Annotated in this window: 33 protein-coding genes and 1 tRNA gene; 10 read left to right on the forward strand and 24 right to left on the reverse strand. The window is 55.4% G+C overall.

Annotated features, from left to right (window positions below; genetic code table 11):
* Positions 1-26: 26 nt before the first annotated feature.
* From ASD8599_RS10880 to ASD8599_RS10910, 7 genes are all read right to left on the reverse strand, one after another.
* Positions 27-563 carry a GNAT family N-acetyltransferase gene (locus ASD8599_RS10880; RefSeq protein WP_108828556.1) on the reverse strand — a complete coding sequence of 179 codons (537 nt, stop codon included), beginning with the start codon at positions 561-563 and terminating at the stop codon, positions 27-29.
* A 2-nt stretch (positions 564-565) separates the two neighbouring features.
* Positions 566-1,168: a LysE family translocator gene (locus ASD8599_RS10885; protein WP_108828557.1), complete on the reverse strand. Its 603-nt coding sequence runs from the start codon at positions 1,166-1,168 to the stop codon at positions 566-568.
* Positions 1,165-1,662 carry a GNAT family N-acetyltransferase gene (locus ASD8599_RS10890; RefSeq protein WP_108828558.1) on the reverse strand — a complete coding sequence of 166 codons (498 nt, stop codon included), beginning with the start codon at positions 1,660-1,662 and terminating at the stop codon, positions 1,165-1,167. Before ASD8599_RS10890 ends, ASD8599_RS10885 begins: the two co-directional genes overlap by 4 nt.
* Before the next feature lie 93 nt (positions 1,663-1,755).
* Positions 1,756-2,025 (reverse strand): 50S ribosomal protein L27, encoded by a 270-nt coding sequence (gene rpmA, locus ASD8599_RS10895; RefSeq protein ID WP_108828559.1) that lies wholly within the window; start codon positions 2,023-2,025, stop codon positions 1,756-1,758.
* 26 nt (positions 2,026-2,051) lie between these two features.
* Positions 2,052-2,762 (reverse strand): 50S ribosomal protein L21, encoded by a 711-nt coding sequence (locus tag ASD8599_RS10900; RefSeq protein ID WP_108828560.1) that lies wholly within the window; start codon positions 2,760-2,762, stop codon positions 2,052-2,054.
* 188 nt (positions 2,763-2,950) lie between these two features.
* Positions 2,951-3,763: a DUF2059 domain-containing protein gene (locus tag ASD8599_RS10905; protein ID WP_108828561.1), complete on the reverse strand. Its 813-nt coding sequence runs from the start codon at positions 3,761-3,763 to the stop codon at positions 2,951-2,953.
* Positions 3,764-4,603 (reverse strand): DUF2059 domain-containing protein, encoded by an 840-nt coding sequence (locus tag ASD8599_RS10910; RefSeq protein WP_108828562.1) that lies wholly within the window; start codon positions 4,601-4,603, stop codon positions 3,764-3,766.
* Between the two features lie 143 nt (positions 4,604-4,746).
* Between ASD8599_RS10910 and ASD8599_RS10915 the strand changes: the two genes are divergently transcribed.
* The 6 genes from ASD8599_RS10915 to ASD8599_RS10940 all read left to right on the forward strand — a co-directional run bounded on the left by ASD8599_RS10915 (position 4,747) and on the right by ASD8599_RS10940 (position 9,462).
* A tRNA-Ser gene (locus ASD8599_RS10915) sits at positions 4,747-4,836 on the forward strand.
* Between the two features lie 134 nt (positions 4,837-4,970).
* A complete protein-coding gene (locus ASD8599_RS10920) occupies positions 4,971-5,159 on the forward strand; it encodes a YgaP family membrane protein (protein ID WP_108828563.1) in 189 nt (62 codons plus the stop codon).
* Positions 5,160-5,234: 75 nt separating this feature from the next.
* Entirely contained in the window at positions 5,235-6,332 is a 1,098-nt protein-coding gene (locus ASD8599_RS10925; protein ID WP_181364468.1) for an FAD-dependent oxidoreductase, read from the forward strand.
* Positions 6,333-6,448: 116 nt separating this feature from the next.
* Entirely contained in the window at positions 6,449-7,363 is a 915-nt protein-coding gene (locus ASD8599_RS10930) for an MBL fold metallo-hydrolase (RefSeq protein WP_108828565.1), read from the forward strand.
* On the forward strand, positions 7,363-8,307 hold the full coding sequence (locus ASD8599_RS10935; protein ID WP_108828566.1) for an MBL fold metallo-hydrolase: 945 nt from the start codon (positions 7,363-7,365) through the stop codon (positions 8,305-8,307). Before ASD8599_RS10930 ends, ASD8599_RS10935 begins: the two co-directional genes overlap by 1 nt.
* Before the next feature lie 90 nt (positions 8,308-8,397).
* Complete coding sequence (locus ASD8599_RS10940; protein WP_108828567.1) at positions 8,398-9,462, forward strand: YeeE/YedE family protein; 1,065 nt, start codon at positions 8,398-8,400, stop codon at positions 9,460-9,462.
* Here ASD8599_RS10940 and hemA read toward each other — a convergent pair whose 3' ends face one another.
* The 13 genes from hemA to ASD8599_RS11005 form a co-directional block, all read right to left on the reverse strand.
* Positions 9,463-10,695: a 5-aminolevulinate synthase gene (hemA, locus tag ASD8599_RS10945; protein WP_108828568.1), complete on the reverse strand. Its 1,233-nt coding sequence runs from the start codon at positions 10,693-10,695 to the stop codon at positions 9,463-9,465.
* Positions 10,695-11,105 (reverse strand): DUF302 domain-containing protein, encoded by a 411-nt coding sequence (locus ASD8599_RS10950; protein ID WP_422664766.1) that lies wholly within the window; start codon positions 11,103-11,105, stop codon positions 10,695-10,697. The genes hemA and ASD8599_RS10950 overlap by 1 nt, the downstream gene beginning before the upstream one ends.
* Before the next feature lie 107 nt (positions 11,106-11,212).
* Entirely contained in the window at positions 11,213-12,478 is a 1,266-nt protein-coding gene (locus tag ASD8599_RS10955; protein ID WP_108828569.1) for an NAD(P)/FAD-dependent oxidoreductase, read from the reverse strand.
* 27 nt (positions 12,479-12,505) lie between these two features.
* Entirely contained in the window at positions 12,506-13,210 is a 705-nt protein-coding gene (locus tag ASD8599_RS10960; RefSeq protein ID WP_108828570.1) for a c-type cytochrome, read from the reverse strand.
* Positions 13,211-13,213: 3 nt separating this feature from the next.
* Entirely contained in the window at positions 13,214-14,260 is a 1,047-nt protein-coding gene (locus ASD8599_RS10965) for a c-type cytochrome (protein ID WP_108828571.1), read from the reverse strand.
* Positions 14,244-15,539 (reverse strand): sulfite dehydrogenase, encoded by a 1,296-nt coding sequence (gene soxC, locus ASD8599_RS10970; protein ID WP_108828572.1) that lies wholly within the window; start codon positions 15,537-15,539, stop codon positions 14,244-14,246. Before soxC ends, ASD8599_RS10965 begins: the two co-directional genes overlap by 17 nt.
* A gap of 27 nt (positions 15,540-15,566) precedes the next feature.
* Positions 15,567-17,270 (reverse strand): thiosulfohydrolase SoxB, encoded by a 1,704-nt coding sequence (soxB, locus tag ASD8599_RS10975; protein WP_108830134.1) that lies wholly within the window; start codon positions 17,268-17,270, stop codon positions 15,567-15,569.
* Between the two features lie 95 nt (positions 17,271-17,365).
* On the reverse strand, positions 17,366-18,211 hold the full coding sequence (soxA, locus tag ASD8599_RS10980) for a sulfur oxidation c-type cytochrome SoxA (protein WP_108828573.1): 846 nt from the start codon (positions 18,209-18,211) through the stop codon (positions 17,366-17,368).
* A gap of 25 nt (positions 18,212-18,236) precedes the next feature.
* Entirely contained in the window at positions 18,237-18,566 is a 330-nt protein-coding gene (gene soxZ, locus ASD8599_RS10985) for a thiosulfate oxidation carrier complex protein SoxZ (RefSeq protein ID WP_108828574.1), read from the reverse strand.
* A 21-nt stretch (positions 18,567-18,587) separates the two neighbouring features.
* Entirely contained in the window at positions 18,588-19,010 is a 423-nt protein-coding gene (soxY, locus tag ASD8599_RS10990) for a thiosulfate oxidation carrier protein SoxY (protein WP_108828575.1), read from the reverse strand.
* A 33-nt stretch (positions 19,011-19,043) separates the two neighbouring features.
* Positions 19,044-19,520 carry a sulfur oxidation c-type cytochrome SoxX gene (soxX, locus tag ASD8599_RS10995; protein ID WP_108828576.1) on the reverse strand — a complete coding sequence of 159 codons (477 nt, stop codon included), beginning with the start codon at positions 19,518-19,520 and terminating at the stop codon, positions 19,044-19,046.
* A 118-nt stretch (positions 19,521-19,638) separates the two neighbouring features.
* A complete protein-coding gene (locus ASD8599_RS11000; RefSeq protein ID WP_108828577.1) occupies positions 19,639-20,202 on the reverse strand; it encodes a thioredoxin family protein in 564 nt (187 codons plus the stop codon).
* Between the two features lie 16 nt (positions 20,203-20,218).
* On the reverse strand, positions 20,219-20,959 hold the full coding sequence (locus ASD8599_RS11005) for a cytochrome c biogenesis CcdA family protein (protein WP_108828578.1): 741 nt from the start codon (positions 20,957-20,959) through the stop codon (positions 20,219-20,221).
* Between the two features lie 70 nt (positions 20,960-21,029).
* Between ASD8599_RS11005 and ASD8599_RS11010 the strand changes: the two genes are divergently transcribed.
* From ASD8599_RS11010 to ASD8599_RS11025, 4 genes are all read left to right on the forward strand, one after another.
* Positions 21,030-21,398 (forward strand): thioredoxin domain-containing protein, encoded by a 369-nt coding sequence (locus ASD8599_RS11010; RefSeq protein WP_108828579.1) that lies wholly within the window; start codon positions 21,030-21,032, stop codon positions 21,396-21,398.
* A gap of 66 nt (positions 21,399-21,464) precedes the next feature.
* Positions 21,465-21,800 (forward strand): ArsR/SmtB family transcription factor, encoded by a 336-nt coding sequence (locus ASD8599_RS11015; protein WP_108828580.1) that lies wholly within the window; start codon positions 21,465-21,467, stop codon positions 21,798-21,800.
* A 45-nt stretch (positions 21,801-21,845) separates the two neighbouring features.
* Positions 21,846-22,913, forward strand: coding sequence for a YeeE/YedE family protein (locus ASD8599_RS11020; RefSeq protein WP_108828581.1), 1,068 nt, complete (start codon positions 21,846-21,848; stop codon positions 22,911-22,913).
* A gap of 135 nt (positions 22,914-23,048) precedes the next feature.
* Positions 23,049-23,312: a DUF1289 domain-containing protein gene (locus ASD8599_RS11025; RefSeq protein WP_108828582.1), complete on the forward strand. Its 264-nt coding sequence runs from the start codon at positions 23,049-23,051 to the stop codon at positions 23,310-23,312.
* Here ASD8599_RS11025 and ASD8599_RS11030 read toward each other — a convergent pair.
* The 4 genes from ASD8599_RS11030 to ASD8599_RS11045 all read right to left on the reverse strand — a co-directional run bounded on the left by ASD8599_RS11030 (position 23,309) and on the right by ASD8599_RS11045 (position 26,447).
* Entirely contained in the window at positions 23,309-23,779 is a 471-nt protein-coding gene (locus ASD8599_RS11030; protein WP_108828583.1) for a Dps family protein, read from the reverse strand. The genes ASD8599_RS11025 and ASD8599_RS11030 overlap by 4 nt on opposite strands.
* Positions 23,780-23,994: 215 nt before the next feature.
* On the reverse strand, positions 23,995-24,534 hold the full coding sequence (locus ASD8599_RS11035; RefSeq protein ID WP_108828584.1) for an RSP_2648 family PIN domain-containing protein: 540 nt from the start codon (positions 24,532-24,534) through the stop codon (positions 23,995-23,997).
* Positions 24,531-25,754 (reverse strand): RSP_2647 family RNA methyltransferase, encoded by a 1,224-nt coding sequence (locus tag ASD8599_RS11040; RefSeq protein WP_108828585.1) that lies wholly within the window; start codon positions 25,752-25,754, stop codon positions 24,531-24,533. Before ASD8599_RS11040 ends, ASD8599_RS11035 begins: the two co-directional genes overlap by 4 nt.
* 39 nt (positions 25,755-25,793) lie before the next feature.
* Positions 25,794-26,447 (reverse strand): DUF6778 family protein, encoded by a 654-nt coding sequence (locus ASD8599_RS11045; RefSeq protein WP_108828586.1) that lies wholly within the window; start codon positions 26,445-26,447, stop codon positions 25,794-25,796.
* Between the last annotated feature and the right edge of the window lie 13 nt (positions 26,448-26,460).

A 26,460-nucleotide genomic window follows, 5' to 3' on the forward strand; every position in this document is an offset into this window, starting at 1 on the left:
TAACCTGTGTCGCGCACAGGCTCAATCTATAGTTTATGGGTGTAGGTCCAAGTGGGCACGGTCGTGTCGCGCGCCACGCAGAAACTTTCGGCGTCTCCGAGGTATTCAAAGCCGCAATGGGTCAAAACGCGCGCGGAGGCTGCGTTGTCTTGGAAGACGGATGCAAACATTGTGGCGTGCCCCATCGGGTTGGCGTTGACCAGGGCCTCGACTGCGTCACGCGCAAGCCCGGTGTTCCAAAAGGCCGGCGCCACCCAATAGCCGACTTCGGACTGGTTGCGATCCATACGCTGTAAGGAAATCACGCCCATCACTTCGGCCCCGTCCGCTTTGGTGCCATCCATAACCCAGATGTCTTCGGCGCGGTCGTCTTTCATGGCCCGCGCCACAAAGGCGTCTGTGGTACCGGGGGGCAACGGATGTGGGATCGAGGTTGTCATATGCGCCACGCGCTTGTCGCTGCTGTACATCTCGATAAGCCCCTTGTCCGACACCCGCAAAGGCCGCAGATCAAAGCGTTCTGTTTCTATCGTCGGCTGCATCGCCAATTCTTTAACGTCCATCGTTATGTTCCTCCTCCGAACAGCACGAAAAGCACCGATGCAACCGTCAGGCCCGCAAGGGTGTACATAAGATAGGGTTCGCTGCGCGTTCCTGCGAGGGTGTGCGCGATCACATGCCCGCCAAGCGTCCAGAACGGATGCATCAAAAGCTGACACGCCAGCAGTACAGCCCCAATCGTTGCAGTCGCGTAAAGTGCCGACGTGCCCGGCTCAACAAATGCTGTAAAGCCACCCACGATCATCGCCCAGGCCTTTGGATTAAGCGGATGCACGATCAGCCCTGCGGCAAAACCGGGTGGCTTGCCCGGTCCTTGTGCCGTGTTCAGCCGCATATTCGCAACTTTCCACGCCAGCCAGATGATATATGCGGCAGATACATATTTGAGGGCCGTGAACACAAACGGCGCACGGTCGGCCAGTTCCATCAGACCGAACCCTATGGGCCAGATAATCAGCTGTTTGCCAAAGGCGACACCCAGCATGAAAGGCAACGCGCGGTAAAACCCGTACCGCGCCCCTGTGGCCAGAAGCGCCATGTTGGCAGGCCCGGGCGTGCCAACTTGGCTGGCCGCGAAGATGGCGAAGGATGCTATGGCCACGCTCATGACTGTGCCTCCCACTGTGTTCGCGTCAGACATACAGACTTTGCCGGGACCGCGATGCCACGCGAGCGGATGTGCAACATTGTGTTGCCAACAACCACAAAACCCAATTTCCGCAAGACCGCAGCCGACGCGAAGTTGTCATCGACATAACCAGACATCACATCTGTATCGCTGTGGGCGAAATGATCTGCCAAAACAGCATGCGCGGCTTCAGTGGCGTAACCTTTGCCCCAGTGCGGTTTTGCAAACCAATACCCCAATTGGGCACCCAAGCCTATGCAACCGATCAACTGGCCGTCTTTCAAACACACGGCAGACGCCTGCGCCGTACCGTCTGAAATGAACTGGTCCGCATCCTGGTTCGTATACGGGTATGGCACCACAGTCAGGCCGCGGCAGGTTTCGGCATCATTGAGGGCTGCAACAATAGCATCAGCATCCTGCGGCACAAAAGGGCGCAAGATCAGGCGTTCTGATGTCAGGGTATGTTGCACAACAAAAGGATCCTAAGTTCACTAAAGGATTGAAACGAAAAAGGGACCGGCGTTTCCGCCGATCCCTTTGATGCTTTTCAATCCGGGTACGGCTTATTCAGCGGCCTCGGCCACCGGTGTCACGGAAATGAATTTGCGGTTTTTCAGGCCGGAGTGGAACGTCACGTTGCCGTCCACTGTTGCAAAGATCGTGTGATCCTTGCCCATGCCTACGCCTTGGCCCGGCCAAAACTTCGTGCCGCGTTGACGGACGATGATGTTGCCTGGGATGACAGCTTCGCCGCCATATTTTTTCACGCCAAGACGACGACCCGCTGAATCGCGACCGTTCCGGGATGAACCACCTGCTTTTTTGTGTGCCATTTGGAATTCTCCTGAATTTTGGGGCCTTAGCCTTTAGCCAGCTCTTTGGCTTGCTTGATCCACTCTTCACGGCCAACGCGGCCTTTGAATGACAGTTTCTCTTCGATCGCTTCAACGTCGGCATCTGTCCACGCAGCGATTTGCGCGAATGTTGTTACGCCTTCAGCGTGCAGCTTTTTCACGATGACCGGACCGACACCAGAAATGGTGGACAGATCGTCGCCGTCGCCTTTGGCTGCTTTCTTAGGAGCGGCCTTCTTAGGCGCTGCCTTTTTCTCTTCAGCTTTTTCGGCAGGGGCTGCTTTGGATGCTTTTTTCACCTGATCTTTGTTGGCAGCAGGTGATTTCGCGTCGATTGCCGCCAAAGCAACAGAGCCAACCGACCCTGCACCGACAGCCGCGGCGACGCCGGATTTGTCTGCGCCAGAGGCGAGGATCTCGGTGATTTTCACCAGCGTCAGTTTTTGACGGTGGCCTTTGGTGCGCTTGGAGGAGTGCTTACGACGGCGTTTGACGAAGTTGATCGTCTTTTCGCCTTTGATCTGATCGACCACTTCGGCTTGCACGCCTGCACCAGCGATGAGAGGTGCACCAACAGTGACCTTGTCACCGCCCAGCATCAATACATCGTTGAATTGGATTGTTTCGCCAGCATTTGCAGCCAATTTTTCAACACGAAGAATATCTCCGGATTGAACTTTGTACTGTTTGCCGCCGGTTTTCATGACCGCGAACATGGGGTCTTCCTTGTGTTTACCGCGTCTTGTGGCAGCTGTTTCACCAGCATTTTCGGGCACTTACCCGCCTCGGACTGCGCATCCCGCTAGAGATGTTCATATAAATAAGAGGGATGTATCCCCCAATGGAAGCCGCCAAATGCACCGGATCGCCCCCCAAGTCAAGCGCTTTGCCCTTATAAATCCCCCTACAGATCAGCGCCCTGCATGTTCAACGCAACGGCCCGCCCCAAGGCGTAGGAAATATCGGCATACATCGTGTTGAACCCGTCAAAGATCGCAGCGTTCAACGCCCGCCCTGCCTGCGTTTGGGTGAACGCCAGATACGTTTGGAAATCCTGCTCGTCCAAGGGCCGGTAGCTTAGCATCAGATAGCCCATCAGCCACTGCTCTGTTTCGATACGTATATCCGCTTCTTGCGCCCAAGATTCCGCCAGCATTTCGTCGTCCGTCATATCGAACGCGCCGCCATCGACCATTCCGCTGTAAAAGCGATAGTTGGCCGTCAGCGCACCGGTCACATTGCGATCAATCATGTCACCGGCACTGGCGAGGTCTTTCAACGGGCCAACTTTCACAGGATCCTCACTCAAAGCCCGTTCATACGCGTTTTTTGCCATGTCTTCGATGGTTTCATCCATCATGGCGCGTCTGGCCGCCAATTCCAGTTCAATGATCTCCGATCCCAGTTCGGACCCGAAGAACAAGTTGATCTGTTGCAGATGAATATCCGACATTTCGTCGAACGCACCGCGCACTGTTTCATACATACGGTCCGCATCGTAGATATCCCGGATTTGCCCGTCCCAAAGGCCGCCGCCCTGCCCGCCTAGAAAATCGGTGTTCAGCGCTTGCGCGTAATCGGCCCCTTCAATCCGCATGATGCCAATCATGTCCGAGACGCCCAAACGGTCCAAGGCCACAGTCAGCTGTGCATCGGCCCAAGCCATAGGTGCGGACCACAGCAGAACAGCTGCGGACAGAAGCGTACGACGCAACATTTACAACTCCTGTGAGGGCTGCAAACCCTTCATACGGGCCGCCAGCGCCTCAAAGCGGTTGGCCATGATTTCGTATTGTACGGCGTTCATCAAATCATAGACTTTACGCATATCGGGATGTTCCAACGCTTGCGTATAGGTTTCGACTTCGGCGTCTGAAAACGCCTGATAGGTATAGGCCGCACCAGACAAGGCAGACACTTGCAAGCTCCGGCGCATTTCGGCTTCATCTGCTCGGAACGCTTCGCGCAGGTCCGCTTCGTCCATACGCAATTCCACCACACCAGCCGCCGCCGCAGCCATCAAAAAGCGCACCTGCACCTCTTGAATGGCACGCACGGCAGTGCCTGCGCTATCGCTGGCCTGGTTCATACGTTTCAGGATTTCCAAACGCGGGCTGCCGATACGCAAAAGGCCTGCCACGATGTCTTCACCGCTTTCGGATTTCAATCCATCATCTTGCGTCAAGTGTGATGCGTTTTCCACCGCGACCAGTCGTTTGCCCAGATCCGTTTCATAGAATGCCGCCGCGTGGTTCAGCAAATCGTCGCTTAAAGTTTCGCCAAGAATATCCAGTGCAAGCCCGTGCATGATCTTTTTGTCAAAGACCTGTTCCGTCAAAGCGGTCCATTGAAACCCGAAGTCCTGCGCATCTGCACCCAGCATTTGCGGCGCGCTTTCCGCCGAAAGCTTGATGCTTTCCAATGCAACATCAAACCCCGTCACCTCTAAAAAGTCCTGCAATCGGGCGCGATCGGCAGCTTGGGCCGCAACTGCAACACACAATGATGCGACAAGGGCTGCAAACAGTCGGTGAAGTGTAAGACGGACGTGATGCATAGGTTCAATCCTTTGATAGGTTGGACACCAACTTAGGTGTTCGCAGCACATGTGCAATTAAAAACCCCTTTCGTAAGGATGGATATCATTGACGCTTGCGTGGGGACGCATTGCGCACTAAATGACGCGCACCAGACCCCCGCGGAGAGGTGCCGGAGTGGTCGAACGGGGCGGTCTCGAAAACCGTTGAGCCTTCACGGGTTCCCAGGGTTCGAATCCCTGTCTCTCCGCCACACTCCTATTCCTGTTGATTTTGTAAAAGACGGCAGTTCTGGGCGCACAAAAACCCTGCGCGCATGTGATAAAGTCACATAAAGCTGCTTTGCGTCTTGGTACTCAGGTCCTATCACACACAGGGAGACACTTGATGACACGTAATTTGGCACGTTGGGATCGTATCGCACGACTGGCTTTAGGGGCTTTACTGATTGTTCTGGCCGCGACGGGAACCATTGGCGCGTGGGGTTTTATCGGTGCGATTTTGGTTGGGACAGCACTTGTAAATTTCTGCCCGATCTACCGCATCTTCGGTCTAAGAACCTGCAAAGACTGCTAGCGCCTGTTAATCATGACTATTACAAACGCCGTTGGCGTCATGTTGTGTGATGTTTGAAGCATCTGAGGAAAAATGATGACACCGTCAGCTGCCAAATCTATCGTTCTTGTTGGCGGCGGCCATACGCATGCTTTGGTGCTGAACGCTTTGAAAGCCGCCCCATTGGCAGGCGCTGACGTCACGGTGATCAATCCGGGCAAGACGGCGCCTTATTCAGGCATGTTGCCCGGGTTTGTGGCGGGGCACTACACGCGCCAAGAGCTGGACATAGACCTTGCGGCATTGTGTCGACGTGTCGGGGCAAATTTGATTGACGGTAAAGCCGTGGCAATGAACCTTGAACGCAAGACTGTTCAACTGGAAAACGGAACCGACTTGAACTACGATCTGGCATCGGTCGATGTGGGGATCACGTCGCGGATGGACGCCCTGCCCGGTTTTCAAAAATACGGCGTGCCCGCAAAACCACTGGATCGCTTTTCACGCCAATGGGACAGGTTTCGCAACCAATCCGGCCCGAAACACGTGGCTATTATAGGTGGTGGTATCGCAGGCGCGGAACTTGCCATGGCGATGGCTTGGGCGTTGCGGCAGCATGACGACGCCGTTTCAGTGACACTTTTGGACCGCAGCAAAATTTTGTCCGCAAACAGCACGCAGACGCAAAACCGCATTCGGCGGGAACTAAAGGCAAACGCAGTGGATGTGCGCGAGGGTGTGGACGTTGCCGAAGTCACAGCTGCCAGCGTTATTTTTGCAGATGGGACTGAAACACCGGCCAACTTTATTGTTGGTGCTGCAGGTGCCACCCCACATGATTGGATCACGGACACCGGCCTGATCTTGGACGCTGGGTTTATTGAGGTTTCAGACACACTTGAAACCAGCGCACCCGGCGTGTTTGCCGTCGGTGACTGTGCACATATGGGATTTGCCCCCCGCCCGAAGGCTGGTGTTTACGCCGTGCGGCAGGCACCTGTGTTGTTGCAAAATCTGCGAAATTCTATGCTTGGGGATGCCCTGCAAATGTATGATCCGCAGTCCGACTACCTTAAATTGGTCTCGCTTGGCGGCAAACGGGCCTTTGGCGAAAAAAGAGGTTGGAGCGCTGCAGGACACCTTGTTTGGCGGGTCAAAGACCACATTGATCGCAGCTTTATGAACCAATTCTGAAGTGTGACCACGGCGGGTTCCAACTTGCTCACACGTGTCGCTCTACAACCAAATGCTTGCGATGCGGAAAACAATCCGTCATATTCCTATAAAAGAATTTATAAGGGGATATGCCGATGAAACCTTCACGCAGAGCGTTTCTTGCAGGCGGTAGCGCCGCGGCCTTGCTTGGACTGCACCCAAAGTTTGCCCATGCAGAATTGACCTTGGGGGATATCCGGCTGGATGTTGTCAGCGATGGGTCGTTGACCTTGCCGGGCGGGTTTATTTTTGACCCTATGCCAAAGGACAAACTGGCCCCCATATTGGAGAAATTCAGCCTTTCGTCCGACGTGCTTGAACCACCATGCAATGTGACGCTGATGCGCCACGGTGATCGCACGGTGTTGTTTGACGTGGGCTCCGGGCCGGATTTCGCGCCGAACTCTGGCATCCTTCTGGAGTCGCTGGACGCTTTGGGTGTCGCCCCCGAAGACGTCACCGACGTTGTATTCACCCATGCGCACCCCGATCATTTGTGGGGATTGCTGGATGATTTTGACGATCCGCTGTTCACGGAAGCGACTTATCAGATCGGCAAAGCGGAATGGGATTACTGGATGGACCCCAACACGGTCGACAGCATTGGAGACGCACGCGCGTCTTTTGCTGTGGGCGCCAAACGGCGGCTTGAGATGATCGAAGACAACATCACCTTCTTCAAAGACGGCGAAGAAATCATGCCGGGCGTCGCGGCGCGCGCCACTTTTGGTCACACACCCGGCCACATGGCCATCGAAGTGCGCAACGGCACAGAGGCGGTGATGATTTTGGGGGACTGCATCGGCAATCACCACGTTGCGTTCGAAAAGCCCGAATGGAACTCTGGATCGGATCAGGATCAGGAAATGGCTGCACAAACCCGTTTGCGCCTGATGGATCAACTGGCTGCGGAAAAGACCCGCATCATCGGATACCATTTGCCCGGCAACGGCACGGGCTATGTCGACAAGGCCGCGTCTGGCTATGTTTTTGTACCGGAGGATACGTGATGAAACCGCTTGCCTTTGTCTTGTGCCTCGCCGCCCTGCCCTGTTCCGCCAGCGAAGATATTGCCGATCAATATCCAGCGTCGGTTCTGTATTCCAAACCCGTAGAAGTCATCCCCGGCGTCTTTTCCGCCATCGGCGCCACCGCCCCGCCCACCTATGAAAATGCGGGCCACAACAACAACCTAAGCTTCATCGTCACAAGCGAAGGCGTCGTTGTGATCAACAGCGGTGCGTCCTATGCGCTGGCCGAAGCATTGCACGCCGAAATCAAAGCCATCACAGATCAGCCTGTCAAACTGGTGTTCAACGAAAACGGTCAAGGCCATGCCATGCTTGGCAATTCATATTGGGCCACGCAGGGCGTTGACATCGTGGCCCACGTCGATGCCGCGCACGAATTTGAGGAATACGGGGACAGATCGCTGCAAGCCGCCCAAAATCGCGTCAAAGAAAAAGCCGACAAAACAGACGTGGTTGCGCCCACCATCACCTTTGACGACACCTACGCCCTGACATTGGGCGGGGTCGACATCGAAGCACGGTATTTGGGGCCAGCCCACAGCCCCGGCGACATTGTCGTCTGGTTGCCTCAAAAAAGCTTGGTGATTTCCGGAGACATGGCCTTTCACGAGCGGATGTTGCCGATCTTTGATCACACCATGACTGCCGACTGGATCACAACGTGGAACGATGCCTTTGAACCGTTGCAGGCGACTTATGTCATTCCCGGTCACGGCCATCCCACAAATATGGATCAGGTGCGCCGGTACACCCATGACTATCTGATCTATTTGCGTGGCAAAGTCGGGGACCATCTGGATGCGGGCGGCGATCTGGCCGAAGCCTACTACGTCGATCAATCGCCCTATTCCCATCTCGACACATTCGAAGAGCTGGCGACGAAAAACGCAGGCCGCGTGTATGAGCAAATGGAGTTTGAATAGCTGATTTGCCCTTAGGCTCAGGACGTTGATGCACATCAAAGCTGTTGGGGCATTGATCTGGCAGGGTGCCGTCACGGGCCGAAGGGACACATGATGGAACAGCTGTTAGACCGATTTGGGGAAGGCCCCGTTCTTTTTGTCCTCGCTTTGGGTGTCGGCATGCTCTTTGGGGCCGCAGCGCAGCATTCACGCTTTTGTCTTCGGTCCGCGACGATAGAATTTGCGACACGGGCATGGGGCAGCAGCCTTTCGATTTGGGTGATTGCATTCAGTGCCGCTGTTTTGGGGGTTCAGTCGATGATCGCCTTTGGCGTTCTGGACGTGAGCCAAGCCCGCCAACTGGCTGCCACAGGAAGCTTGTCGGGGGCGATTATAGGGGGCGCACTGTTCGGCGCAGGCATGATCCTTGCCCGCGGCTGTGCCAGCCGGTTGCTTGTTTTGTCCGCCACAGGAAACCTGCGTGCCGTGATTACAGGATTGGTGCTGACATTGACGGCGCAAGCGTCCCTGCGCGGTGGTCTGGCCCCGGTCCGCGAGGCGCTTGGCGCTTTGTGGACTGTGCCGGGGGGCGATGGCCGCAACCTGCTGACAGCTTTCGACATATCCCCCACCGCGATGGCCATTGTGTCGGGGGCAACCTTGCTGTGCGCCCTTTGGTTCGCGCAGGCAAAAGGCACTGCTATCTCACGCATTTTTGCTGCAGTGCTTGTGGGTGTTGCTGTCGCCTTGGGCTGGATGGGCACCTATGCGGTCGCCACAGCGTCTTTCGATGTGGTTGCGGTGTCGTCTGTTACCTTTACCGGCCCATCGGCTGATACGCTTATGGGGTTGGTCAACGAACGCTCACTGCCTTTGGGCTTTGGGTCAGGCTTGGTTCCGGGGGTGTTTTTGGGGGCCATGGGTATGGCGATGTTGACCGGTGACGCCCGCATTCAACGGTTTGAGCCAGACATGCCGATGGAGCGGTATCTGCTTGGCGGCGTATTGATGGGGTTTGGCAGCATGCTGGCGGGCGGTTGCGCTGTGGGGGCAGGCATGTCAGGCGGATCAGTCTTCGCTGTCACCGCCTGGGTCGCGCTGCTGTTTATGTGGATTGGGGCCGCCGCAACACAACTGGTGCTGTTGCGAATGCCGCGTTCCACTGCAGTGGCCTGATTATTGTGCGGCCATCGGAATACGAGCCAGTTGGCATTGTTCCCATAGACCCCCCAACGCCCCGATCAGATGGGCGATATCCGCGTCTGAATGCACAGGGGACGGCGTGATGCGCAGACGTTCGGTGCCTTTGGGCACAGTCGGGTAGTTGATGGGTTGAATGTAGACGCCATAATCTTTCAACAGCACATCCGAGATGAATTTGCATTTCACCGGATCGCCGACCATTACCGGAATAATATGGCTAGGATTGTCGACATGCGGGATGCCAATGCGGTCCAGATCGGCACGGACCTGTGCCACTTTGGCCTGCTGGGTCCGGCGCTCTGTGTTGTTTGCTTTCAGGTGGCGTATCGAGGCCGCAGCGCCAGCCGCGACAGCAGGCGGAATGGCAGTGGTAAAGATAAAACCGCTGGCAAAGCTGCGCACAAAATCACAAAGTTCGGCAGAGGCCGCGATATACCCGCCCATCACACCAAAGGCCTTGCCAAGCGTGCCTTCAATCACCGTCAGCCGGTCCATCAAGCCTTCTTGTTCAGCCACACCGCCCCCGCGCGGGCCGTAAAGGCCAACGGCATGCACCTCATCAAGGTAGGTCATGGCGTTGTATTTATCTGCCAGATCACAGATTTCACGGATCGGGGCGATGTCACCGTCCATGGAATAGACGCTTTCAAAAGCAATCAGCTTGGGGCGGTCTATGGGCAAGCTGGCAAGTTTGGCTTCTAGATCGGCCAGATCATTGTGCTTCCAAATCATCCGATCCGCACGTGAATGGCGAATGCCTTCGATCATCGACGCATGGTTCAGCGCGTCTGACAGCACGACGCAATCGGGGATACGTCCCGCCAAGGTGCCCAAAGCAGCCCAGTTCGACACGTAACCGGAGGTGAACAAAAGTGCGGCCTCTTTGGCATGCAGATCAGCAAGTTCAGCTTCCAGCAACACGTGATCATGGGTGGTTCCAGAGATATTGCGCGTGCCGCCAGCCCCTGCCCCGCAGCGATCCAATGCATCGTGCATCGCATTCAGAACATCCGGATGCTGGCCCATGCCAAGGTAATCATTCGAACACCAGATCGTGACGTCGGCGGTGTCATGTCCAGACGTGCCATCGCGGGCGGTCGCCCGTGGGAAAGATCCACGGTGGCGTTCAAGATCCGCAAAAACGCGGTAGTTGCCTTGGTCACGCAGGTCATCAAGCGCGTCTTTGAAGAAAGTCTGGTAATGCATCAGAAGTCTATCGCCTCGTTTACAATGTCGTCCAACAGCGCCTGCACCTTTTGCATGGGGCCCTCGGGATAGTTGCGATACCCGATCATCACCTTGCCGTCGCGTTCCGCGACAAAGATGCCATAGGGGCAGTGTGCAATGTTCATCGGGTCAGCTTCCATCACTTTGCGTGACAGGGCCGCGGAACAAAAAACAAAGATGTCGGCGGCTTCAAACAGTTTCACATCACTGCCCACATCGGCACGTGTCCGTTCCAGCATCTCACCGGTGTGGCTGACGTAATCAATCACCAGCCCTTTGCCGATGATGGCGCTTTCGACGCTGAACGCTGCGTCATCAAACGAGCCGTCGTAGATGTAAGTGGTTGAGGTGTCTTGCGCAGCCGCCAGCGTCACAGACGCCGCAGACATTAATCCGCCCAATAGTATTGATTTCAACATGGTGCTGTCCTCCTGTTGGGCAGTTTGCGTCGGATAGGAACAAGGGGCCTTGATCTAGCGCAAGGCCCCTTGATGTATCAGCCGAACATGTCAGCCGTGATACCTGCATACCAACCTTCGGATTCCTCATAGGTGGCTTTGCGCAACTCCGCGCTTTCCCCTGTGGCCGAAATGAACCCGTCGACTTTGGCGATCTTTTCGTCCGTGGCCTCGTAGGTTGCACCGACTTTGACACCATCATTTGTGTCGATCAAAGACCAGCAGGTGTTCGAGAACTTGGCCGGGAAGACTTTGGAGCCGGTCAAGGCACCGCGCACCGCATTGGCGCACACTTTGGCCTGAGAGTTGGCAGAAAAGCCCGATTTCGGCATGTCGCCCTGGCTTGAGGCATCGCCTAACACATAGACATCCGCGTCCGCCTTTGTGGACATATCAGCGGCATTCACAGGCGCCCAATTGCCGTCTGTTACACCCGCAAGCTCTGCAATGCGGCCCGCTTTCATGGCAGGAATGACGTTGCAAACATCGACCTTGGTGACTTCGCCGTCGATGGTCACGGTCATCGCATTCGGATCAACGGACACTTCGCCGCCGCCAAAATCTTCGCCGATCCAGTCGATCATACCATCGTAATGTTCGCCCCATCCTTCTTGGAACAACGCCATTTTCGAGAATTTCGGCTTGGGGTCCGCGACGATGATTTTCGCCGTTGGGTTGTTGGCCTTCAGGTAATGCGCAACCATCGAGACACGCTCATATGGTCCGGGGGGGCAACGATAGGGGTTGGGTGGGGCCACCATCGCAAAGGTGCCGCCTTCGGGCATCGCCGCGAGCTGTGCTTTCAACAATTCGGTCTGTGATCCGCCTTTATAGGCATGTGGCATCGCGTTCTGGGCAGACAAATCCCACCCTTCGACCGCGCCCTCAACAAAGTCGATGCCTGGGCTTAGGATCAGCTTGTCGTAAGGCACGCTGCCACCACCGGCCAGCGACACAGTCTTGGCGTCGCGGTCCACAGCAACGGCCCAATCATGCACAACATTCACGCCGCCTGCGGCCAGACCGCCGTAGGAATGGCCCAGATCGTCGATCTCTTTCACGCCCCCAAGATAGAGGTTCGAAAAGAAGCATGTGTAGTACATGCGCGTGGGTTCGATCAGGGTGACGTCAATCGCGCCTTTGCTGTCTTTGGCGATGTAGCGGGCAGCGGTTGCCCCACCGGCGCCACCACCAACAACCACAACTCGTGGCTTGCCGTGACCATCGGCAAAAACCGTGGGCGCGGACAGTGTTGCCGCAGCAGCAGTCCCTGTTCCTAAAAATAGGCGTCTGTTCAGTTTCATGTTTTTCTCCTCCCAGAGTGTGGCCTCTTATTCGAGGTCCTTAAAATACGCAGCAAGTGCCGCGATTTCTTCGTCGTTCAACCGCCCCGCCATCATTTGCATGACGGGATGTGGCCTAAGTTTGCGTTTGTAGGCGTGCATGGCGATCACAAAGTCTTCCGTGTCCCATAGCGTGATGGATGGAATACCGTCCGCGCTGCCGTCCGCCTTGTGGCAGGTCAGGCATTCGCTTGCGAGGTATTCGCCGTATTCCGGATCGCCCTCCAAGGCGAGGATCGCAGGATCGATGTCGTGATCTGTCGCAAGCGCCGTGGGTTCAGCTTCGGGAATGTCGGCGGGATTGTCAGAAAAACCGCGTAGATAGGCCAGCACATTTGCGCGGTCTTCGGCATCTTTCAGCCCCCGAAAGCTCATGCGTGTTTTGGACACAAGGGCACGTGGATTTTCAAGATAGGCGTCCAGCGTTTCAGCCGTCCAGATCAACCCGTCATCGCCTGCACGTTTCATGGATTTTGAATAACGGTACCCGTCGTGGGCTGCGGCTTGGCTTCCAAAGATGCCGTTCAGGTGCGGTCCGATCTTATCGACGGCGCCGCTGCCAATTTGGTGGCAACCGGTACATTTCTTGAAGATCTTTTCACCCTTTTCAGGGTCGCCAAGATCCTCTGCAGCAGCCACCCCCGCAGCCACAAAGGCTGCGCAGGTTAGCAATAATCGAAATCGGCCCAACAAGGATTATTCCCCCACCGATTTGAGGTATTCAATCACGGCAAGCTGGTCCGCTTCCTTTTTCAATCCGGCAAACGACATTTTTGTGCCTTTCATGTATGCTTTCGGCTTCGCCAGAAATGCAGCCAGTTCTGTTTCCGTCCAGATCAATCCACCTTCTGCCGCAGCTTTCATGGGTTTGGAGTATTTGAACCCGTCAACGGTACCCGCAGCACCGCCCACAATGCCGTTCAACACAGGACCAGACCGGTTTTTGGCTTTTTCACCGACTTGGTGGCAGGATTTGCATTTTTTAAAGACCTTTTCGCCTTTGGCTGCCAGATCAGGATCAAACGCTGCTTCAACAACCTCTGGCGCTGGATCTGCAACAGCAGCTTCTTCCACCACAGCCGCGGGTTCGGCTTTGGGGGCCTCCCCTTCTTCTTGTGGGGTCACGTCCAGAACCATGGCACGCATGGTGACTTTTACAGCGCTGTCCTTGCAGTTTTCCATGCACGGCGCGCCTGTCCATTGCGCGTATTCCGTCTCTGCCCTATCATCGAGGATGAAACCACCTGCGTTTGGCATCTCTACGTCAAAGAATGTCTCGTTCGACAAGACAAAATCATCGTCAATCAGATCATTGGAATACAGGATATAGGCCACGATTGCGTAAACCTCGTCGTCGGACAATGTGCCCGCATTGCCGTAGGGCATAGACCGTTTGATGTAGTCATATGTTGTGCTGAGGTACGGCCAGTAAGACCCCACTGTTTTCAAAGGGTCTTCATGGTCCAAGGTCCCTGCACCACCTGCAAGTTTTGGCCAGTTATCAATGCCTTCGGCGAAATCACCGTGGCAGGCAGCACATTGATCGGCAAAGATTTCTTCGCCATCAATCGCATCACCTGAGCCAACGGGAAGGCCCGTGCCATCCGGGCTGACGTCACCGTCCCATGCTGCAATTTCAGCCGGAAGGGCCGCACGTCCAAGTCCGAATTTCTCTGCCATTGCAGGACTTGAAACCAGACCAAACACCGCAACCAAAGCTGTTGATTTAAGAAACTTCGACATTTTCCGCCTCGCCGTTTGAGCGCACCAACCAAGTTTGAATGCAGTTGTTGTGATAGATTGAATTCAGCCCGCGCACCTCGCGTAACTGCGCTTTGGTCGGTTGCACATAACCTGTGTCGTCCATTGCACGGCTTTGCAGCATCATCTCTGAGCCGTCCCAGTCCGTGTCCAGATAGAAGCGCGTCAGCGCCATTTTCTCACCCGGTTTGGCCAGACGCGCGGTTTCCCATGTCATGCCGCCGTCTTTGGACACATCAACGCGGGTGATGGCCCCGCGGCCCGACCAAGCAAGGCCTGTGACCACCAGTGGTCCTTTGCCATGGGTGATTGGCGCTTGTGGGCTTGGGCTGGTGACCACGGATTTGGCATCCATCGCCCAGGTCCATTTGCGCGCAATTCCGTTGTCCAGAACATCTGTGTATTTGCTGGTTTCTTCACGACTTTCAATGGCTTGGTCGGTGACCTCAATGCGGCGAATCCACTTCACCCACATGTTGCCTTCCCAGCCCGGGACAACCAGACGCACAGGATAGCCGTGTTCCTTGCGCAGGGCTTCGCCGTTGGCTTTGAAGGCCACCAGAACATCGTCCAGCGCTTTTTCCATCGGAATGGACCGCCCGTTTGAAGACGCATCCGCCCCCTCCACAAAGACCCATTTGTCTTTCAGGTCGCCTGCCGTATCCAGACCCGCTTCTTCCAACAAGGTGCGCAAGGGCACGCCTGTGTATTCCATGTTGTGGATCATGCCATGGGTGAATTGTGCGCCGTTCAACTGTGCGCCTGCCCATTCCATGCCCGTATTGGCGGCACATTCGCAGAAGTAGACGTGGTTTTCGCGCGGGAAACGTTCCAGATCGGCGTAGGTAAAGACCAAAGGCGTGTCGACAAGCCCGTTGATCATCAAACGGTAATCTTCTTTGCGCAGCTCGATTGCACCGGAATGGTGACGCTCAAACGCGCACCCCTGCGGCGTGATCGTGCCGTCCAGCGCATGGATGGGCGTGAAATTGATAGAGCTTACTGTGTCGGCTGTCAGCCATTCGACGTTGCGGCGCACCACATCATCTTCAAACTTGATCGGCATGCCATAAGGCGTCTCGTCGACCCCTTCCCCGAAGGCTTGCGCCCAAGGCTGTACTTCGGTGATGAGCGGATCCGGCGTTGCGGCGTTTGCTCCTGTGGCGGTCAGCGCCCCCGCGCCTGCCGCAGCTGCACCACGCAAAAACGCACGCCGCGACGGATGAGCGGATGAACCGTTCCCTGTTTCATTATCTGACATGTCTTATGCCTCCTTTTCGTGGTGCGCTTAAGCGCCGACCACTTTCACGCTATTGTTTGGATCAAGGGAAATCGTCCCCTGTTTGGCGATATGCGCCTCAACCACATCCCAGATTTGCGGCCCTTCGGTGTCTTCATTGACCGACGCCCAGCCGGCCACTTGATAGGACTTGGCAGGGTCAATGGCTTCGCCGGTTTTCAGCAAGGTCATTTCTGTGATGCGGTCCCCTTGGGGTTTGGAGATGTCGATGCGGTACCCAAGGCCACCCACACGCACCATATCGCCACCTTGCTGATAATAGGGGTCCGGATTGAACAGGTTGTCGGCCACGTCTTCCAGCACCACATGCAGGAATTCACCAGTCATTTCAGTGCGGTAAGCTTGACCATAGGTCATGGATGTGACGTTCCAGATGTCTTCGCGGGTGATGTCCTGACCCGGCAAAACAGACGGCCCCCAACGCACGCCCGGCGACAAGGCGATGTCGGCCTCGCGTTCGGAAATCAAAGCGTCGCAAATCAGATCGTCCCATGTCCCGTTAAAATTGCCACGGCGGTACAAAAGCTGATCGTCTGCCGTTTTGCCGATGACTTCGCGCAGCGCGTCAATATGTGGTGCGCGTTGTTCTTCGATGACTTTGGTGACAATCGGGTCAGGCGCAATCACATCCGACAAAATCGGGATCAGTTTATGGCGGAACCCCATCATGCGGCCATCGCGCACGTCCAGATCCACACGGCTGACGAATTTCCCTGTGGACCCGGAGGCCACGATGATTGTCTCGCCAATCAAAACGGGTTCAGGCAACGCGTCATGTGTATGGCCCGACAGGATCACGTCGATGCCGGTCACTTTGCCTGCCATCTTCTTGTCCACGTCAAAGCCGTTGTGGCTGAGGCACACAACCAGCTCTGCGCCTTTGCTGCGCACCTCATCCACCATCTCTTGCATCCGTTCGTCGCGGATACCGAATGAATATTCAGGGAACATCCAACCGGGGTTGGCGATGGGCATGTAAGGGAACGCTTGACCGATAACGGCGATCTTCACACCGCCGCGTTCAAAGAATTTGTAAGGTGGAAACAGCTCTGCGGGTTCGTCCCATTCGGCGTCAAAGATGTTTTGACCAAGGGCTGCAAAGGGCAATCCTTCGACGATCTCAGCCACGCGGTCAGAACCCAGCGTGAATTCCCAATGAAAAGTCATCGCGTCGGGCTTCAACGCGTTCATAACGTTGACCATATCCTGACCCTGACTTTGGTAGCAGGTGTAGCTGCCGTGCCATGTATCACCGCCATCCAGCAGCAATGCGTCGGGGCGATCGGCGCGGATCGCATTGATCACGGTCGATACGCGGTCCATGCCGCCAATGTTTCCGTAGCCTTTGGCCAGTGACGAAAAATCGTTGTACGTCAACGCATAAGCAGAATGGCTACCGTCGTCGATCCCGTACAGTTTGCGAAAATCCGCGCCCGTTACATGCGGCACCGCCCCTTTGTTTGACCCGACGCCGATGTTGACAGAAGGTTCACGGAAGTAATGCGGCACCAACTGGGCGTGGATGTCTGTGATGTGGATCAGGGACACGTTCCCGAAAGTGTCGAATTCAAGCAGCTTGTCTTGCGACAGGCTTTGCTGTGCGGCCAGACGGGACCAGTTTCCAAAACCCGACGCCCCGTAAAGAGCGGCTGTGGCCATGCTGGTCTGTAGAAAGTCGCGGCGAGAAATCATGGGAGGCTCCAGATCATGCGCACGTATGCGCATTTGTGAATGAATTTCTTAAAAAAACGACCCCGCACCAAACCGGTGACGGGGCCGTTTTCAGGTTAGTTTCGGATAGACGGACCCTCGACGCTTAGGCCGTTGCCGCGTGACGCGACATATAGCTCAAGCGCTGTGAATTCGTTGCTGCCCGGGCTGTAGGTTTCTGCACGCGTGTCGCGCACACACCCTTTGAAGCGGGAATGTGCCCCGTTCAGTTTGGTGTTTTTCAACCGGTACACAGGAAAGCCGTTGATCTGCCCTTGGCTGAGGTGGTCGGCGCGGATCATCATCCCGTAGCTGTCTTCGTGGCAATTGGCGCAAGACAGCTCTAGCTGACCTGTGCGTGTATAGTACATCTCTTTGCCCAGCTCCCACGTGGATTGCGCAGGGCCGTCGATGGCCACATTGACAGGTATGCCGCGTGACACAGAAGACAAAGCAGCTTCCATGTTGATGGCGTCGCTTTTGTCATATTTCCAAGGCTCGGCACCCATGCGTTCAGTGCGACATTCGTTCATCTGCATTTGCAGCGTTTGAACCTTGCCTGCCGCCTCGTCCCACTTTGGGTAGGTTGGCTTTACGCCCGCCATGCTTTCGATGTCGTTGTGGCAAGACGCACATGATTTGCCTTCGGATCCATCAGCAACCGTCCATGCGTCCATGGCTTGTTCCACAAAGATCATGCCGGGGTTGTCAAAGTCGTCCGCTTGCATCGCGCGGGTTTCCGTGCCGCGAAACAACCAGCCAGACATCACTTCGTCCAAGGCGTCCGATACATGTGCAGGGGCGGCTGTACGCGTCACAATTTGCGTTTCTTCGTTCAGGACAAGGTTGTCATCAACTGGATCAGCTGAAGCGACCGTCGTTGTCAGAACTGTCGCCAGAATGGCGCCCGTCAATTTTCTCATGATGTCCCTCCCAAGACTGTTTCGCTTATTCGATCGCGATTTTTTTGGTTGTGTCGTAGACAGAACCGTCGTCGTCGTACCACGTAAACGCAAATTCACCGGCTTCAGGAACGACCGCTTCGAATTCGAAATACGGGTTGGTCGAAATCGCAGGCTCAAGCTTTACATCGACAACGTTCTCACCGTTGAAATCGCATGTGAAGCGGTTGATGATCGAACGCGGAATCACGTTGCCTTCTTTGTCTTTTCGCTGGCCGGATTCCATTTTGTGGCTGATCAAAGTCTTGATCGTGATCGTTTCACCAGCCGCCGCTTTTTTGGGGACTTTGACGCGGGGTTTTACACCAGATGCCATGATTGTTTCTCCTAGATGCTTTTAGCCGCCGCAGCCGCCGATTGTTACTTTGACAGTGCTGGACGTTTTCACAAACGACCCGTCTTCCAGCTTCGCGATGGCAACGACATCCTGTGTGCCCGCCAGGCGAATACGCGTGGACGCGGCACGAGAGGCCGCCAATGTGCCAAATTTGAATGTTGCGACACTTGGCGTTGGATTGCCCATCGCAAGCACCAGAATTTCAGTGGCCGTGCCAGAGGATACCTCGATTGGCACTGTGTTGCCGTTTTCGGCAATTTCAGGCGCCGTCAGTTTGATGTCGCCTGCGCCAACTTCTGCACCACCCGTGAAGGCCGCGATCAATTCATCGCTGGTTGCCGCGGCAGCACCCTGCTTTGGCAGCCCCGCCACAAGCAGCGCACTTGCGCCCAAAATGATTGCACTACGTCTTGTGAGTTCCATGAACGTGTCTCCTTTGTGTCCCGATTAGGGGACTTATTCTTCTTTGAGCGTGGCGAGATATGCCACGACGTCTTCGATTTGCTGGGCGCTCAGAAGTGGGCCAAACGTGTCGTCCGCCGCTTTTCCTGTGTATGCGTTGCCGGGCCGGATGAAGCCTTCGGTTTTGTAGAAAGACGGCATCATGCTGTCTTCGAACATGATTTTGGCATTGGCCACGATCCCGCGCAGCTCTGCCTCTGACCAGCGTTCGCCCGCGCCGTCCAGCGCCGGACCAATTTCGCCTTGAAACGGCACATCCGCCAAATCCGCAACCTGATGGCATGCAACGCAGTTGCCCTGCCCTTTGTCGCCCACGATGATGCGCCCGTTTGCGGCATCACCCGCCACGCCAGACAATGACTGCTCAACGGCGCCGTCGTTGAAGGCCACATTGGTTGGCAGAACTTCTTCAGCGTGCAAACCCGTCGCGGCGATCATCGTGGCCGCAACTGCAAAAATAGAATTCTTCATGCGTCCTCCCAAACACTTAGCTTTGTATACCGTAGCGCACGAAAACGTGAGGACGCAACATCAAATTCACTTAATTGAATTATAATATTTGACTGCAAACTGCCACGCCCCAAATTTGTCATTTGGATTGTTCTGCAAACTTACGTGCATGATATCGTTGGAAACTTTCTTCTCCGTCATACCCTTTTTCCACAACCCAATTCAGCATATTGAAGGTAGTGTATTGCCCAAAAGCCCCTGGCATCGTTGCAACAGACGCTTCAGCGGCGCTTTGGTCATCTGCCACTTTTTCGGGAAAAAACAGAATCATCGGGGTAAACAAAGCCCCCCATTTCCGCACCATGTCCTTTTCCGGCAAGGTTGTGCCGTCGAAGTCTGTGACCTCTACGTCGCCAAACATGTTGATCTGAACAACAAAGTAATTGTCTTCGATAAAGGCCGCGATGTTTTCAAGCGGGAAGACATCTTCATGCATCTGCTGGCAATAGATACAGCCGCGTTGTTCAATGATCACCATCAGGCGTTTGCCTTCGGCTGTGGCCTCTTCAAGATCCTCGGACAGATCTTTGAACGTGTCCCGCATCCAAGAGGCCTTGTGCAAACCATCATCGCCCAGCTCAGCGGCATACGCCCCCGATACTGCAAAAATACCCATAACCCATGCCAGCAAAAACCGTTTCATGCCTGCTCCTTTCAAATTAACGCAACACACCGATGTCCGGTCCGACTTCAAGCATCCATTGCGCGATGATGTTCATAGAATTGGTGGCGATCAGAAGGCCAAAAACAATCAGCAACACGCCCATGATTTTTTCAATCAGCCCCAAATGCCTGCGAAAACCGGACATCCAACGCATGAAAGGCCCGATAAACAGTGCCGCCAAAACAAACGGGGCTGTCATGCCCAAACCATACACAAACAACAGCAATGCCCCGTGTGACGCGGTATCAGACCCCGCGGCCGTGAATAAAATCGCGGCCAGTACTGGCCCCACACAGGGGGTCCAGCCAAAGGCAAAGGCCAGCCCGATCACATAGGCCCCCACAAGGCTGACACTTGAGGTGGCCCCGGTGTCCGCCCGCAATTGGCGATACAGAATGCCGATCCGTAAGACGCCCAGAAAATGCAGTCCCATTGCAATGATGATCGCCGCCGCAATCCAGCGCAAAACATCGAAGTAGTCCCGAACAACCTGCCCAAAAACAGTGGCCGCCGCCCCCAGCCCCATGAAAATGGTGATGACACCAGCCGCAAAAAAGCAAGCTGCCAAGACGGCCCGTCCACGCGTTTTGCTGTCGATGTCTGCATCTGCGCTGATCTGGTTCATGCCCACACCTGCCAGATAACTGAGGTAAAAAGGCACGATGGGCAGAATGCAGGGCGACAAAAAGGACAGCAATCCGGCAAACGCCGCACCTGCAAACGTGATATCCAACATGGGTGTGCCGTCCTCTTGTGTAATTCACATATTCATATTAAGTTGTTTATTATCGAAAGGTCAATTTCACATGTTCTTCCGCCGCCTGTTTCTTGCTATATCCTTGCTGACTGCTTCGGTTGGCGCAGCTTGGGCTGACACCCAGCTGGTTATGGTCGAAGAAAAGGGGTGCATCTGGTGTGCAAGATGGAACGCAGAAATTGCGCCGATCTATCCAAAAACCGAAGAAGGGGCCGCAGCGCCGCTGAGGCGGATGGATATTCGCGCCAAACGGCCCGATGATATCACTTTTGCGCGATCCTTGACCTTCACACCCACATTTGTGCTGGTCGTGGAGGGACAGGAAATGTCACGCATAGAGGGCTATCCGGGCGAGGACTTTTTTTGGGGATTGCTTGGCAAGATGCTGTCTCAGGCCAACGTTGATATCTCAGGGTAAGGACAGTACATGACCACGATCAATCATTTGGACGCAGATATCGTTCCACTAAACAGAGAGAGACCTATGGGGCTTCCAGTTTTTGACGCCAATATGTGTACGGAAGACATGGACAAGATGGCTGCCAATGCCATGCAAGCCGCCAACTTCCTCAAGGCCATCAGCCATGAGGGTCGCTTGATGATCCTGTGCCATCTGGCATCCGGCGAAAAGTCGGTCACGGAACTTGAGGAACTGCTGTCTGCACGTCAGGCCGCCGTGTCCCAACAGCTGTCCCGCCTGCGTCTGGAAGGTCTGGTTGTACCGCGGCGTGCGGGCAAGGCAATCTACTACAGTCTGGCAGATGATCGTCCCACACAGATCATGGAAGTGGTTTATGATCTGTTCTGCCGCGACGCCTAAAGGCCGCAAAGCATTTCCATCGTCCCATAGCAGCGGACCAAGTTCATGGGTGACATGATATCAGACGCTGGACTGGTGGCTTTGATTGGCACCTTTGGTGGTATTCTTTTGGGGCTGGCTGCACGGATCGGGCGGTTTTGCACTTTAGGTGCGATAGAGGATCTGTATTACGGTGAAAATCCCTTGCGGCTGCGCATGTGGGGCATCGCGATTGGCGTCTCGGTGATTGGCACATTTTCCTTGTCTTTGTTCGGTTTTCTGGACCTGCAACAAACACTGTATCTTGGGCGCGGTTGGAACCCACTGGCCAGTATCTTTGGCGGTCTGGTCTTTGGCTATGGCATGGCTTTGGCGGGCAATTGCGGCTACGGCGCCTTGGCGCGTGTCGGCGGCGGAGATCTTCGGTCCCTTCTTATTGTTCTGGTGATGGGCATCTTTGCCTACATCGCTTTGGGCGGGCCATTGTCGGCCCTGCGCTTGTGGGTGTTTGGCAATCCCGACCTGACAAGCGATCCAACATACAACACAACAACCTTTGCACATGTCTTGGCGCACTGGACCGGTGCGACCCCCGAAATAAGCGGCATCGTCATAGGCACGGCAATTCTGGGCTTTACCCTGTTAAGTCGTAGTTTGCGGCGCGACCCAAGTTACATTGTGTGGGGTGCTGTGGCAGGCGCGGCCATTGTTTCGGGGTGGGCAGGAACACAGTGGGTGGCGGCAACTGGCTTTGATGCGACGCCCGTCCTCAGCCACACATTTTCAGCGCCCATTGGCGAAACGGTTTTATATACGATGACTTCATCGGGCAATTCTATCAGTTTTGGCACCGGATCTGTTGTGGGCGTATTGCTGGGGGCCTTCCTTGGCAGCCTTTACAAAGGCCATTTTCGTTGGGAAGCCTGTGACGATCCACGCGAATTGCGCCGGCAGATTCTGGGCGCGGCCCTTATGGGGATTGGTGCCGTTGTCGCCATTGGGTGCAGCGTGGGTCAGGGACTGTCTGCGATGTCGGTACTGGCGTTCAGTGCGCCTGTCACACTTGTGTGCATTTTGATGGGTGCCGCAGTTGGATTGCGACAGCTTATTCTGGGCTTTGGAAAAGTGATTTAAGGCCCGTTTTCGCCCACAATGTAAATCGTCAAGCCTGCCCAGCCTTGAAACCTGTTGTTCCGCCGCCTAAACCATTAGTTGACTATTTTTATAAACTAAGAAGCCACCGGTAACGCCCCGAAGGAACCAGGCAAAATGCCCAAAACGCCCAATCCCTGTATCGATGTCTGCAAGTACAAACGCCAAGGGCATTGTATCGGGTGTTCCATGACAAAGCCCCAGAAATCGATGTTCAAGCGTTTGAAACGGGACGACCACCGGGCCGCATTTGTTGACATGCTGACGGCTCAACAAGACCGTCTTGGACAGTATTCCGCATGGAATTTGGCCTATGCCAAAAAATGCAAAAAGAAGGGCAGTGCCCTGCCCCACTCATTACGTGAATGCGATCTGGATTAACGCAAATGCGACCGCAAAATCCATGCGAACTTTTCGTGGATTTGACCGCGCGCGATACACAGGTCTTCGGTCAAGGTGTCAGCGTAATTGGCTGCGATTTCACCACACCCCGCCAAGGTCGAGGCCAGTGTTTCTTGCGCCGTCAGTAGTGCTGCGATCATGTCTTTGTCCGTACCGTGGCCTGAATCTTCCGATACCTTTGACCGTTTCAGCATCCCGGCCAACGTGCCTTCCGCATGGCCATCCAACGCTTTGATCCGTTCAGCCAGATCATCCTGACCGATGAAATGGTCTTCGTAAATCTGCTGGAACAAGTCGTGAAGCGGACCAAAGCCCATTCCTGTCACATTCCAGTGAAAGTTCTGCGCCAACATAGTTGTCACGGCGGTTTCAGCAACGGATTGGTTCAGTGCCTCAACGATGGCGGCGGTGGCATCTTGCGACAGTGCGCTTGCGGTCTGTGTCATGATATGTCCCTGCATGGTCTATGATAAAACGGATAAACTGGCTGGCAACGAAGCTGGCTATGCACATCATCTATGACGCTGATGGTGTTTGCCAAGCCCCAATTTAGAATTATTCTAAAAAAATCGCAATTGGCACAAAACGCGTACTTGGAAATACAAGGCTACCCCTGTTTGGCGGCCTTCACACAAACGCTCAGGGCGGTATCAACAACAGATCAGCTTAACGCCTTGCCAAGCCGCGGAAGTCTTGCCTTTTTCATCAAGCTGCGAATGGACCAATCGGGGCCGGGCATTTGTCTTGCCTGATGCAACACGCGTGCACCGACGTCTGCCATGGCCTCGGGGTGTGTCTTTTGGATGCGCACCAAAAAGCCGTCAGGGTCCACGCGGCCCAACCCTTCTTCGGCCAGAATGTGTTTCGGGAAATCCTTGGTGTTGGACGTCATGATCGCATCGGCAGACCCGGTGATCGCAGCCGCCAGAACATGAATATCATTGTCATCTGGCAGCCACAAACGCTGATCAAGGCCTTGTTTCGGCGTCACTTCTGCCTTGGGAAATGCGCTGCGCAGCAAAGCGATTTCGGCGCGGGCCTGCATCTCGCCCATGTCTCCCAGACGCCGCGCCGCGCGGGCCCATTCCTCGAGCACGCGGGGCGAATACTGGATCTGGAATGCTCCCGACTTTGCAGCGCCCACGATCATTTCACGCATCACCGTCGGAAACAAAACGCAGGCGTCCAGAAAGACGATCACAGGCGGAAGAACACTGACTTGAGATATCCGCTTTCGGCCAATTGGGGCAGCATCGGGTGGTCGGGACCTGCAAAGCCAGTGTGGATGATGGCCCCTTGCCTGCCGCCGCGCCCGATCCCACGCACACAGGCCGCGCGGAATTGCGACAGGTCAGCAGCATGGGAACACGAACACAGCCCCAAAATCCCGTTGTCTGCCACCAATTGCGCCGCCAGTCGCGCGATACGCTCATAGGCACGCAAACCGGCATCCAAAGCTTGACGCGAAGGCGCAAAGGCGGGCGGATCACAGATCACCACATCGAATGTGGCCCCCTCTTCGCGCAATGCCGCCAATGTATCAAACGCGTCGCCCTGACGGGTTGAAAACGCATCACCAAAGCCCGACGCCGCAGCTCCGGCTTTCGCCAGTTCAAGCGCGGGCGCAGAGCCATCCACAGCCACAGCAGAGGTCGCACCAGCCGCCAAAGCCGCCAAGGAAAAGCCGCCCACATGGGAAAACACATCCAACACGCGTGCGCCCTTGGATGCCATCGCCGCAAAGGCGTGGTTGGGGCGTTGGTCAAAAAACAGCCCGGTTTTCTGCCCGCCTGTCAGGTCCGCCATATACGTCGCACCGTTCATCAAAACAGGAACAGGGGCAGATGGCGTTTCGCCTAAAAGCGTCATGGACACATCATCCAGCCCTTCCAAGCCGCGCGTGCGCCCGCTGGCGTTTTTCAGGATACAAGACACTCCGGTGACGGACGCCAATGCGTCGCGGATCATTTCGATATGCACATCGGCATAGGCTGCGTTTGGTTGAATAACACACACATCCCCGAAACGGTCCACCACGACACCGGGCAAGCCATCTGCTTCGGCATGGATCAAACGATAGAACGGCGTATCATAGATTTTCTCGCGCAAGCCAAATGCACGCGCAATGCGGGCTTCGAACCACGCCTGATCGATCACAGCGTTTGGGTCGGTGTCGATCATACGTGCGATGATTTTGGAGGCCCCGTTGACCGAAACCAATCCCAAAGGCACCCGCGCTTCGTCTTCCAGAACGGCAAAAGCACCGGGAACCAGAGCCTTGGTGCGGCGGTCGGTCACCAATTCGTTGGCATACACCCACGGAAAGCCGTGGCGTATGGCACGCGCATTGGACTTTGGGCGCATGCGCACAACGGGACGTGAAGGGGCGAGGGTCGGGTCATCAGAAAAGGGAGCTGTCATAGCGCCCTTCCCTACGGTCTATTGTAGCATTGTGAAAGCTTAAAGCTTGTTCACGGCCTGCAGAAATCCAAGTCTGGCGTTTTTGTAGCCTTCGGGGTTGGTCAATTCCTGCCGGATCACTTCAGCCAGATGGTCTGTGATGCGGACCTTTTGTGTTTGTCCGCGGGCTTCAGCGGCCAAAGCATGACGGCCACCAAAGGCTGCCAGATCTGCGGTCACTTCATAAGGTTCACCCAAAGCCAAGCCGGTAACGGCATCACGAAGGCGCATTTTAAAAATGATGTTGTGAACGCCGCCAGTCGAATAGCGGGCCTTTTCAGTCAGCGCATGAAAGCGTTGCACTTGCACATCCAACACAACAGGCACCAGACCATCCATTTGTGCAGCGCCCTTGGCGAAACCTGCTTCAAAGATAGCTTTGACCTGGGCATGGCGGTCGCCGATGGGATCTTCGCGCCATACAATGTCACCGCCTGGGTAGTACAGATTGCGTTCAGAGACCTTCAGGGTGCGGGGCACAGAGACGTTGATGCGTTCAATGCGGACAGACGACTTGGTGATTGCAGGAACTGTCGCTTGCAGTTTCGGGGCTTCGGGCACGAAACGCGCGTTACGTGTGGCGGTGTCCGGATTTGCACAAGCAGAAACCAATCCGCCAACGACCAATGCCATCATAAGTTTAATTGTCTTCATGTCGTCCTCCAGC

Origin of the sequence: Ascidiaceihabitans donghaensis (assembly GCF_900302465.1) — a bacterium.
Taxonomy (GTDB): domain Bacteria; phylum Pseudomonadota; class Alphaproteobacteria; order Rhodobacterales; family Rhodobacteraceae; genus Ascidiaceihabitans; species Ascidiaceihabitans donghaensis.

Excerpts from the sequence above, each read along its gene's own strand:
- ASD8599_RS10920 (WP_108828563.1), top strand. The coding sequence starts at position 4,971 with ATGACACGTAATTTGGCACGTTGGGATCGTATCGCACGACTGGCTTTA.
- ASD8599_RS11010 (WP_108828579.1), top strand. The coding sequence starts at position 21,030 with ATGTTCTTCCGCCGCCTGTTTCTTGCTATATCCTTGCTGACTGCTTCG.
- soxY (WP_108828575.1), bottom strand. The coding sequence starts at position 19,010 with ATGGAACTCACAAGACGTAGTGCAATCATTTTGGGCGCAAGTGCGCTG.
- ASD8599_RS11045 (WP_108828586.1), bottom strand. The coding sequence starts at position 26,447 with ATGAAGACAATTAAACTTATGATGGCATTGGTCGTTGGCGGATTGGTT.
- ASD8599_RS10950 (WP_422664766.1), bottom strand. The coding sequence starts at position 11,105 with ATGTCTGCGGCGTCTGTGACGCTGGCGGCTGCGCAAGACACCTCAACC.
- rpmA (WP_108828559.1), bottom strand. The coding sequence starts at position 2,025 with ATGGCACACAAAAAAGCAGGTGGTTCATCCCGGAACGGTCGCGATTCA.
- ASD8599_RS10955 (WP_108828569.1), bottom strand. The coding sequence starts at position 12,478 with ATGAAACTGAACAGACGCCTATTTTTAGGAACAGGGACTGCTGCTGCG.
- ASD8599_RS10925 (WP_181364468.1), top strand. The coding sequence starts at position 5,235 with ATGACACCGTCAGCTGCCAAATCTATCGTTCTTGTTGGCGGCGGCCAT.
- ASD8599_RS10940 (WP_108828567.1), top strand. The coding sequence starts at position 8,398 with ATGATGGAACAGCTGTTAGACCGATTTGGGGAAGGCCCCGTTCTTTTT.
- ASD8599_RS11000 (WP_108828577.1), bottom strand. The coding sequence starts at position 20,202 with ATGAAACGGTTTTTGCTGGCATGGGTTATGGGTATTTTTGCAGTATCG.
- soxZ (WP_108828574.1), bottom strand. The coding sequence starts at position 18,566 with ATGGCATCTGGTGTAAAACCCCGCGTCAAAGTCCCCAAAAAAGCGGCG.
- hemA (WP_108828568.1), bottom strand. The coding sequence starts at position 10,695 with ATGCATTACCAGACTTTCTTCAAAGACGCGCTTGATGACCTGCGTGAC.
- ASD8599_RS10965 (WP_108828571.1), bottom strand. The coding sequence starts at position 14,260 with ATGTCGAAGTTTCTTAAATCAACAGCTTTGGTTGCGGTGTTTGGTCTG.
- soxB (WP_108830134.1), bottom strand. The coding sequence starts at position 17,270 with ATGATTTCTCGCCGCGACTTTCTACAGACCAGCATGGCCACAGCCGCT.
- ASD8599_RS10900 (WP_108828560.1), bottom strand. The coding sequence starts at position 2,762 with ATGTTCGCGGTCATGAAAACCGGCGGCAAACAGTACAAAGTTCAATCC.
- ASD8599_RS11005 (WP_108828578.1), bottom strand. The coding sequence starts at position 20,959 with ATGTTGGATATCACGTTTGCAGGTGCGGCGTTTGCCGGATTGCTGTCC.
- ASD8599_RS10910 (WP_108828562.1), bottom strand. The coding sequence starts at position 4,603 with ATGCATCACGTCCGTCTTACACTTCACCGACTGTTTGCAGCCCTTGTC.
- ASD8599_RS11040 (WP_108828585.1), bottom strand. The coding sequence starts at position 25,754 with ATGACAGCTCCCTTTTCTGATGACCCGACCCTCGCCCCTTCACGTCCC.
- soxC (WP_108828572.1), bottom strand. The coding sequence starts at position 15,539 with ATGTCAGATAATGAAACAGGGAACGGTTCATCCGCTCATCCGTCGCGG.
- ASD8599_RS10905 (WP_108828561.1), bottom strand. The coding sequence starts at position 3,763 with ATGTTGCGTCGTACGCTTCTGTCCGCAGCTGTTCTGCTGTGGTCCGCA.
- ASD8599_RS11020 (WP_108828581.1), top strand. The coding sequence starts at position 21,846 with ATGGGTGACATGATATCAGACGCTGGACTGGTGGCTTTGATTGGCACC.
- ASD8599_RS10885 (WP_108828557.1), bottom strand. The coding sequence starts at position 1,168 with ATGAGCGTGGCCATAGCATCCTTCGCCATCTTCGCGGCCAGCCAAGTT.
- ASD8599_RS10880 (WP_108828556.1), bottom strand. The coding sequence starts at position 563 with ATGGACGTTAAAGAATTGGCGATGCAGCCGACGATAGAAACAGAACGC.
- ASD8599_RS10930 (WP_108828565.1), top strand. The coding sequence starts at position 6,449 with ATGAAACCTTCACGCAGAGCGTTTCTTGCAGGCGGTAGCGCCGCGGCC.
- ASD8599_RS11025 (WP_108828582.1), top strand. The coding sequence starts at position 23,049 with ATGCCCAAAACGCCCAATCCCTGTATCGATGTCTGCAAGTACAAACGC.
- ASD8599_RS11030 (WP_108828583.1), bottom strand. The coding sequence starts at position 23,779 with ATGACACAGACCGCAAGCGCACTGTCGCAAGATGCCACCGCCGCCATC.
- ASD8599_RS11015 (WP_108828580.1), top strand. The coding sequence starts at position 21,465 with ATGGGGCTTCCAGTTTTTGACGCCAATATGTGTACGGAAGACATGGAC.
- soxX (WP_108828576.1), bottom strand. The coding sequence starts at position 19,520 with ATGAAGAATTCTATTTTTGCAGTTGCGGCCACGATGATCGCCGCGACG.
- ASD8599_RS10935 (WP_108828566.1), top strand. The coding sequence starts at position 7,363 with ATGAAACCGCTTGCCTTTGTCTTGTGCCTCGCCGCCCTGCCCTGTTCC.
- soxA (WP_108828573.1), bottom strand. The coding sequence starts at position 18,211 with ATGAGAAAATTGACGGGCGCCATTCTGGCGACAGTTCTGACAACGACG.